The organism is Flavihumibacter sp. UBA7668 (genome assembly GCF_002483205.1).
Taxonomy (GTDB): domain Bacteria; phylum Bacteroidota; class Bacteroidia; order Chitinophagales; family Chitinophagaceae; genus Flavihumibacter.
Genome location: NZ_DLHM01000002.1, coordinates 427,601 through 436,328, shown reverse-complemented (window position 1 = coordinate 436,328; position 8,728 = coordinate 427,601). Strand labels below are relative to the sequence as shown.

The following is an 8,728-nucleotide window of genomic DNA, read 5'->3' as shown; positions in this document are numbered from 1 at the left end:
GGAATGTACGGCAGTTTTATAATGAACAAGCGTGCAGACGATAAGACCTTTAGAAAAGGAATCGACGATTTGCCCACCTTACCCATTGTCCTGAGCGAATGGACAAATTATAACCCTAACAACATTAACCGGATGTTGCACAACGCCAATGATTGGGCTGCCATTAAAAAGAATGCAACGCAGTCATACGTTGAAGCTATCAGAGAAGGAAAATTAGGCGTGAAAGTAAAGAATGAGTGGAAACGGATGCTGGCAATGGACGTAAGTGATGTGTATTATGATAAGATCCTTATGAATGGCAACAATTCGCCGGAGTTAAAGTCGGTGGATGGAAAAACATTGAAGGCTGGGGATAAAGTCCGTCTTCGTATCTCCAATGGCGGTGCATCTTCTTATTTCTGGCTGCGTTACGCCGGTGGTAAAATTACCGTAGTGGCAAACGATGGTAACGACGTGGAGCCAGTTGAGGTGGACAGGTTAATTATTGCCGTATCCGAAACATACGATATAGTGGTCACTATTCCTGATGATGGTTTGGCGTACGAATTTTTAGCGACAACCGAAGACAGGACACAATCGGCAAGCTATTTTATCGGTAATGGGGTAAAGCAGCTTATTTCACCGCTGCCGAGACTGAAATACTTTGAAGGGATGAAGATGATGAACGATATGATGAAGATGAACGGCGACCTGGACGATATGGGTATGAAGATGAGCCTGAACCAAATGGATATGAATGTGGTCATGTACCCCGAAATTACAGGAGAAGCAGGAAAAAAGGCTGACCATAGTAAGCATGGCGGAATGAATATGGATAATGACCCCAACCGTTATAATGCGAATGCTTTGGGAGATATTGTTACTTTAAATTATTCCATGCTCAAATCTCCCTACAACACATCACTACCTAAAGATGCACCTGTAAAAAACATAAAATTCACCCTTACCGGGAATATGAACCGCTATGTTTGGAGCATGGACAACAGGGTACTTTCTGAAACGGATAAAATTCCTGTCAAGAAAGGTGAAATACTGCGCATTACGATTTACAACAACTCCATGATGCGCCATCCCATGCACCTGCACGGATTTGATTTCAGGGTGCTAAACGGTAAAGGAGAGCATTCACCGCTTAAAAATATCATTGATATTATGCCGATGGAAACAGACACCCTTGAGTTCGCAGCAAATACGGAGGGCGACTGGTTTTTTCACTGTCATATTTTGTATCACATGATGTCGGGCATGAACAGGGTGTTTGCTGTAGGCGATTACCAAAATCCCAACTTACCCGATAAGGCTAAAGCCTATAGAACCTTACAGCGGGAAAGCAACATGCCACATTTCATGGCGCAAAATGACTTTGCCACCAATGGAAATGACGGAACGGCAATGCTGCAAAACACGAGGTGGAACCTGAGTTCGGAATGGCGTTTAGGTTACAATGATATGCACGGCTACGAGGTAGAAACACATTTAGGCAGGTATTTGGGCAGAATGCAATGGTTTATGCCATTCATAGGTTTTGACTGGCGTTACCGCAGACTCGGTATTGATGAGCACGAAAAGAATTTGTTTGGGCAAAGAAATGAGAAAGACACCCGCAGACAGTTTAGCTTAGGATTTATCTATACGCTGCCGATGCTGGTTAACTTCCAGGCAGAGGTATATCACGATGGAATCGTCCGGTTGCAAATGATGAGAGAGGATATTCCTATATCCAAAAGATTACGGGGTGGCTTTATGGTGAATACGGACTTTGAATACATGGGGGAACTTAGTTACATCATCAACAAAAACATCGGCATCCGCACTCACTACGATAGTGATATGGGATGGGGTGTCGGATTATCATTGACCTATTAAGATGGATAAACATAACGACGATATTTACTGGTCTGATGCGTAATCTTCTCACCGAAGAGATTAGATCCTTGTAATATAATATAAAACTGTATAACCAATATTTATGAAAAAAGCAAATTACACCCACAAGAATTTAGTTATTGAAATTCTTGTGGGTGTAATTTGACACCAACGCAAGTGTTAACTACATTATTAAACAGGATAAACATAGAGAGAAACGAATACGTGCACTGATGTGTAAAATCCGGTCAAACTGACCCCCGGTTTTCGCTGGAATCTGACCCCTTTTGTTCAGTGCAAACTGACCCCCTGTTTTCAGTGCAAACTGCCCCCCTGATATTGATGGCTTAAGGTTGGTTATGATTAGCCTAGTTTTCGGTGATTACTAACCGAAAAATGAATGGCTAATAAACCAATCAGTATGAGTAAAATCAAGCAAATTATCCGATGTTATTGTCAGGGCATTGGAAGTAAAAAGACCCATCAGATTACCGGAGTATCCCGGAATGTAATCAAGCTGTACGTTCGTAAGTTCCAGACGTTGCGTCTTACGTTGGAAGAAATTGAAGGCTATGATGACCTTGCCCTTCAGCAGCTGTTTTTCCCTCCTAAAGAAGCTACTGTTCCGGATGAAGACCGGCTAACTCGTCTTCAGGCTCTTTTGCCCGCTATTAGCAAATCGCTCCGCCGCAAGGGGATGACACTGGAATTGCAGTGGCAGTGGTACAGACAGAACGATCCTAACCCTTATGGACGTACGCAGTTTTACAATTATTTAGCTGAATACCAGCGCCGTAATGGCTTCACCATGCACCCAACAGCCACTTTACCTTTTGTTTGCGCATCTGCCACAAGCGCAGGTGCCCTACAATTGCGCGATTGTAGACACCCGATACCCTTAGCAACAATGCATTTTACTGGCTCCAAGGTTGTGCAGATATTTAATATCCATACGTAATTGCTGCATGTATGGAGGATTCAAGAAAATTAGCCAATTTATACCCCTAATCCCTTTCCCTTCCTAGTTGATTTAGGTTTGACTTCTTCTTTAGATGACTGTTTTTGATTACTTTCCTCCTTTTTTTTAATTTCATTCCTTGTAGTTATTTCCTGGGAAGACGATTGATTAAAACTTGGTGTTTTTATTCTTGTTTGTCGCTCATCATACCAATTGAGTTGTTTGTATTGCGGTGCCGCCTCAATAAAGAAACGCTTGAACGATCCATCTACTTCCATTGTTACCGCCTGCCGATTTCCTCGCTGCAAACTTTCCATTAGCGCCTCTTTGGATTCCGGCCGTTCCAATTCTTTAAGTTGTACTTGCGATAGGACGTTCCCTAAATCGTACCCATAGGAAGGATAAAAGGAGCGCAGTTTGTAATTGCCTTGTTTGTCCAATTCCTTAAAATCCAGTTGTACCCAGCCTTCCGCTTTTTCGCCTGCTTTATTCGTAAGCGTTTTCTGGACGGCACGACCACTAAGCAAATTGTATCCCTCCTTGAAGGTGATATTGTCTTCTTTGTTCGCCATATAAAATGTCTGCTTAATGGGATCGGGATGTTGTTCGGACTTTAAAAGCACATTGTACCGATTGAAAAAGTACATATCGGTTTCCGGGGATTTTCGAAAATGCAAGGTTGCCGCTACACTGTCCTTTCCGAACTCCGCCTGGTGATACAACACAAATTCCGGAACTTGTTTACTGATATTTTCTTTCAGCTTTTCTTGCAACGATTCACCAAAACCGGTATACTTTAACTGATTGGCGAGATACTCTAAATTTTTCTCGTTCATGACACAGATTTTTTTGAATGATCAAATTGATTTTTCTTCTACTTGCTAATTTTCCGTTGGTGACGGGGTTTGATGCTCACCTGTAAGTACCGCTCTCCTTTCTTATCCATCCATACTATTTTCGCGTATTGGTTTTTGGTAAGCCAGAAGGTGGGCACTGTTACCAGGACATGTTGTTTTCCCTCCTGTTGAATAGCAGTAGTTTCTGGATGAACGGCATGTACAGGAACAGCTACCGATTGGGTGGCACTTCTTTTGGATTTATTGTCGGTTACTATCCAGTATTGAACCCGTCCCAATTCAAAAGGTACAGCCGCCCGATTGCTAAGCTCCCAATCCATTGCATAGCTCCCCTCCTGGTACGCCCAATCCCTAAGTGTCGCGCGAAGTCCTTGTTTTGCTTTTTTTAGGACTGCTCGTTGTCGTTGTTTGGGGCGTTCATCTTTCTGGGAAACCTCCTCAACCTGTTCGGGCTGCTTTCCCTTTACTGACATCCCTTCTATTAACATCGCATGAGAAGTATCTACCTTCAATACCCAGGTCGCAGGTGCTTCACTATAGGCAACCTTCAACACATACAATCGATCCTTACTAGTGAAAATGGTAATGTTGGTTGGCTGCAGATGTTCCGAAACTGCCTTGATCCAAATACAGTTGGGCTTATCGGCTACCCGTTTGCATACCACCTCACGACTGCCGATATCCAGTTCTTTAATAGCTGCCGGAAATACCACCGTAGTCGTTGCCCTATGGCTAATCTGAAGCAGGGGAGTTGTAGTTTCCTGTGCTGACACACAATACCCAATGAGAAAACTAACAATCAGCAATACACTTATTCGAATCATGGTTATATATTGAAAGGATTATTTAATTTGAAGCCAAACCCGATAGCCGGATGGCAGGTTTACCTTCACTTGCCGGGTACGCTTTGCCAACATGGTTTTTGCAGCCTGGATACCTGCCGTTGCCGCCTGCATGGATAGGGAAGGATTAATACCTCCTAGCAAATCAATTCCTTGCACGGCCTGTCCCGCACTTTGCCGTAACGATTCCCTTGTAAGCGAAGCAGGAACTGCAATCCCGGCTAATCCATCCATATCCACCACCTGCCAGGAGATAGATTGCCAATGCCCGGAACCAAGCATCGTTTTACCAACAATTTGCAAGCGATCTCCCTGTAAACTGGTTGTACCATAGAAACTGGTAAAAGCTGGTATATGCGTAGTACCTTGCCGAATAGTATCCAATAACAACAAATGAACAGCTGCCCCAGGCACCAATACCTGCTCTCCGTATACCATCGCTTGAGGACTTTGGTTGTTGGAGGATATCAGGATTTCAGTAGCTGAAAAGAAATAGGATGACGGACTCGCTTGTTCCTCCACTTGAGCAGCGTTAGCAGGGAGCACCTCAGTTACACCGAGCGGTTTTTCAGTTCGTTCACTAGTTTCCTTTGCCATTGGACGGCTCTCATCCTCGTCCCAATTCCCTTGCTGAATTCTCAAAATCTTATCCAGCATACTATCCAACCGGTCCATCTCAGTATCCGGTGAAGCGCCTGCTTCTTGAATAGCTTGCATCATCCCATTCAACTCCGTCATTTCTTGCGAATGGGGCAGCACAGTAGGAGTAAGTACCTCCTTGGATTCGAAGTTTTCGGTTGGAGCTGCCAAACTTTGTTCCAGCTCTGCTATTTTTTTTAATAGTCTTTCTGATTGTTGATCCGTTGACGCTTTTTTCGAAAGCTGACGAGCAGCACTTCGTTTGCTGTTGGAAAATGCTTGCTCATTTTTAGCTGAAGGGTCCGCTTCAAGGGTTTCTTGATCAGCAGCCGATTCACGATCCCAATACCGCTCTTTCCGCTTGGCTGCGGCTTCCTTCTTATCCAACGCATCCTCCTGTGCGTAATATGCCCACTTATCCAACTCTTTATTCTCTGTAAAGAAAGGATCCGGCAGTTGAAAATTGAGGCCTTTGACAGTAGGGCCGGAATTGGTTACAGTTCCTTGTCCTCCACCTGCCGCCCAAAAGGCGAGACATAAAAAGGGAGTGATTATTAACGGCAAAAAAAACAATGCTTTTTGTGTGCGCCTGGCACGTATGGTCATGGTTTGCATATACTATCTTGCTTTACTGATTGATAATAGGATTTCGTTCTATTCAATGAATGGACGGGAAAGGAGGATGGTGATATGACAACACCGTCAAATGCAGCTGAAAAACGGGAATAGAGAGGCGGAAACAAGATCCATTGATGTTGCTTAATTGCTATGGGCACACTTCCTGTACGAGTGATCATGGGTATCCAGTGCGCTAACCCATGAGATGCCTCCTCCTTTAGAAAAGGTTTGACCAATACAACGCTTATACAACAACTAAACCCTACCACGTAGAAGAGCCATACCCTTCGCTGGTCGGCCAGGGATAATCGATGCATCCGTTGTTGGAGTTTATAGGAAACCCACCATTGCCATTGAAGGAACTGAAAAACCCAACGTTCTAGCTGCTCTTCCCACCAAGGCTGTTTAGTGTTTCCTACATGTTTTAACCAGTTTTTTTTCATACAAAAAAGTTTAACGAGCGCTGCGACGGATATCCGGATTCTCCAGAATTCGCCAGCGTTCAATTAAAAAACCATGTGGATTGTGATCCGATCTTCGAACCAATCGTAAGTAACCGTCCGTTATCAATTTTCGGTAGAGGACACTGCTGGTTCGGATGATTTGTTGCGAAGCATAACACCGGAAATAATAAGGGGGGATCTCGGTTTGAACCAAGACACTATCAATAGCAATGTGCTGACTGATATTGCCTGCTATCAGTTGCCGATAAAAACCCTGTTCTTTTAAGTTATCGTATTGTTGTTTGGCTGATTCATCGGCCAGGTACAAGGCTTTGGCAATCGTTTGTTGGATCACCTTTTCATCCGGATCCAAGCGAAAAAAAGCTTCATGAAAACTACGTACATGATCCCGCGCTTCTACCGGCAGATTGGATTGTCTTGTCTCTGCCACAGCCTCCAATGCTTTTTCATTGCTGAGGATATAAATCTTATCCTGTAATTGACGACTGGTTTGTTGAGCCGACCAGACCACCCAGGCAGACAATCCCATACAGGATGCTATAATCAGCAATGTAAAACCACGTACATACCGAAATGCCGTATCCAATTGTTGCAATTGCTTAAACATTTTACCCTCCTCCTCTTTCACACGATTTAACTCAAACTTGCTTGTTACTTGCCTGCCACCTTGTCTGCAAAATAGCCACCAGATTGACCTGCACCAGCCATACTTCCAGATGTGGCATTTTTTACCTCGCCATAGACATCCCGCACCATCGAAGTACCTGTACCAAGCGTGGATTGTACCATTCCCCGACTAGAGGCACTAAACAAACTGGAAACTTTGTACAAAATGGCATTGCCTCCACCTGCATGCACAATGTAGTTGGCTACACTCGGTACCGAAAAATAGCCAACGATGCCAATTACCAAAAAAATCAAATAGGCACTATCGGTGGCACTGAAAAACGTATCTCCCGCCGCTCCGATTTGCTCAATATCCAGCGCAATCATTTGCTCCTGAATCTTACCCAGGATCCCGCCAAAAATATTGGCAACCGGTAACCACAGAAATATATTGATGTACCGGGCAATCCAAACCGTAAGCGTATGTTGCAACCCATCAAAAACCGCCAGCCCAAATACCAACGGACCCAGAATCGCCAGAACAATAAGAAAAAACGTCCGTAGGGTATTGATGCAGAGTGCTGCTGCTTCATAGATCAATGCCAGCACCTCACTCATCCATTCCTTGATGGAGTTCCGAAAATTATAGGATGCTTTTGCCATGGCAAATTTGATGTCATTGCCGACCGATTCAAACATACCCTCTCCTGTTCCCGTTGGATCTTCCGGATGGGTATAGCGGTACCACCGGTCCCGATCACCCGCACCACTAGCACCCACATACATTTGCCAGACATCGGAATTGCGAATGGCAGCTTCTTTTTTGGCCAACAATACTTCAATTGCCTGATTACTGTTATCTACCAAAGCGCTGGTACCACTCACGGTGGGCTGCAGTACCCCGTTGATCAGCCCCACCACATGTGGAAACAACAAAATCGCCATGCCCAACACAAAAGGCCGAAACAAGGGATAAAAATCAATCGGCTCTGCATTTGCCAAATGCCGCCAAACCCGTGCTGCGATGTAATACAAGGCCGCAAACCCTGCAATCCCCTGCCCCACTCCTATTAACTGACTACAGAGTGGCAACATCTCACGGTAGAGTTGATCCAGCACGCCGTGTAAGCCCCGAATTTCTCCTGCCACCCCCTGCGCCTGACTGGTAAATTGTACACCCACACCCAGGAACATCCCAACCAAGCTGATTACATGCGCTGCTTTCATAGCTTCAATTTTTATTCCGGTCGTATACCATGCCACTGTTGAACCCGCCGGTTCGACTCCTGCAACCTTTCCCGTTGTTTTGCCACTACTTGTGCTTCTTTGGTAAAGGCTTGTAGAAACTGCAATTGATCCTGTACGGTAACATAAATCCGATCAATGGCTTCCAATCGTTCCGCATCCGTCATGCGCAGCTGCCGAGCTGTTACCACCATTAGTAACGCATCCAAATTATCCCAACTTGATTTCCCCAGACGCTCCATCACCTTACTGAAATAGTCCAATTCTTCCAGACTGAATCGATCACTGCCACGGGCCTCATCCACTAACTGCTTGGCTGATTGGAGTAGCCGTTTCTGACTAGCAATGATAGCTCCTATTTTGTGGTAGTTTCGAACGGTCGGACTCACCTGTAGCAATCCATCCAGGAACAAATCATGCAATTGAAAATTCCCCTCTGCTATCCCCTTGACCCGGTTGTAGCCCTTCATCAGAATCTGATACCCATCGTACATGTTCTGTAGGATTTTTCGGAGCTGATTGAGCTTCTGAATGTTCAAGGCTAGTTGCATAGCTTCTTGCACTTGTGCCTGAGTAGGCAGTGGCATCAGCCACATACTTGCACTGAAGAAGAAAAAAAGTAGTCGCTTCATA

At 44.7% G+C, this 8,728-nt stretch carries 8 protein-coding genes; 2 read left to right on the top strand and 6 right to left on the bottom strand.

Features of this window, described 5'->3' with window-relative positions:
* The coding region (locus B2746_RS05550; RefSeq protein ID WP_290791794.1) for a multicopper oxidase family protein at positions 1 to 1,866 on the top strand (1,866 nt) is incomplete at its 5' end.
* Positions 1,867 to 2,287: 421 nt separating this feature from the next.
* Positions 2,288 to 2,824, top strand: coding sequence for a hypothetical protein (locus B2746_RS05545; protein WP_239597303.1), 537 nt, complete (start codon positions 2,288 to 2,290; stop codon positions 2,822 to 2,824).
* A gap of 38 nt (positions 2,825 to 2,862) precedes the next feature.
* Here the strand turns inward: B2746_RS05545 and B2746_RS05540 are convergent, their stop codons facing one another.
* The 6 genes from B2746_RS05540 to B2746_RS05515 form a co-directional block, all read right to left on the bottom strand.
* Positions 2,863 to 3,660: a hypothetical protein gene (locus B2746_RS05540; RefSeq protein WP_239597306.1), complete on the bottom strand. Its 798-nt coding sequence runs from the start codon at positions 3,658 to 3,660 to the stop codon at positions 2,863 to 2,865.
* A 38-nt stretch (positions 3,661 to 3,698) separates the two neighbouring features.
* Positions 3,699 to 4,505, bottom strand: coding sequence for a DUF4138 domain-containing protein (locus tag B2746_RS05535; RefSeq protein ID WP_239597309.1), 807 nt, complete (start codon positions 4,503 to 4,505; stop codon positions 3,699 to 3,701).
* An 18-nt stretch (positions 4,506 to 4,523) separates the two neighbouring features.
* Positions 4,524 to 5,777 carry a conjugative transposon protein TraM gene (traM, locus tag B2746_RS05530; protein WP_239597311.1) on the bottom strand — a complete coding sequence of 418 codons (1,254 nt, stop codon included), beginning with the start codon at positions 5,775 to 5,777 and terminating at the stop codon, positions 4,524 to 4,526.
* 456 nt (positions 5,778 to 6,233) lie between these two features.
* On the bottom strand, positions 6,234 to 6,872 hold the full coding sequence (traK, locus tag B2746_RS05525; protein ID WP_239597313.1) for a conjugative transposon protein TraK: 639 nt from the start codon (positions 6,870 to 6,872) through the stop codon (positions 6,234 to 6,236).
* A 23-nt stretch (positions 6,873 to 6,895) separates the two neighbouring features.
* Positions 6,896 to 8,077: a conjugative transposon protein TraJ gene (gene traJ, locus B2746_RS05520; RefSeq protein ID WP_239597315.1), complete on the bottom strand. Its 1,182-nt coding sequence runs from the start codon at positions 8,075 to 8,077 to the stop codon at positions 6,896 to 6,898.
* An 11-nt stretch (positions 8,078 to 8,088) separates the two neighbouring features.
* Positions 8,089 to 8,727, bottom strand: a complete 639-nt coding sequence (locus B2746_RS05515) for a TerB family tellurite resistance protein (RefSeq protein WP_239597318.1) — start codon at positions 8,725 to 8,727, stop codon at positions 8,089 to 8,091.
* Between the last annotated feature and the right edge of the window lies 1 nt (position 8,728).

Bases quoted from the DNA above. Each gene is read 5' to 3' on its own strand.
- B2746_RS05545 (WP_239597303.1), top strand. From the start codon at position 2,288: ATGAGTAAAATCAAGCAAATTATCCGATGTTATTGTCAGGGCATTGGA.
- B2746_RS05540 (WP_239597306.1), bottom strand. From the start codon at position 3,660: ATGAACGAGAAAAATTTAGAGTATCTCGCCAATCAGTTAAAGTATACC.
- B2746_RS05535 (WP_239597309.1), bottom strand. From the start codon at position 4,505: ATGATTCGAATAAGTGTATTGCTGATTGTTAGTTTTCTCATTGGGTAT.
- traM (WP_239597311.1), bottom strand. From the start codon at position 5,777: ATGCAAACCATGACCATACGTGCCAGGCGCACACAAAAAGCATTGTTT.
- traJ (WP_239597315.1), bottom strand. From the start codon at position 8,077: ATGAAAGCAGCGCATGTAATCAGCTTGGTTGGGATGTTCCTGGGTGTG.
- B2746_RS05515 (WP_239597318.1), bottom strand. From the start codon at position 8,727: ATGAAGCGACTACTTTTTTTCTTCTTCAGTGCAAGTATGTGGCTGATG.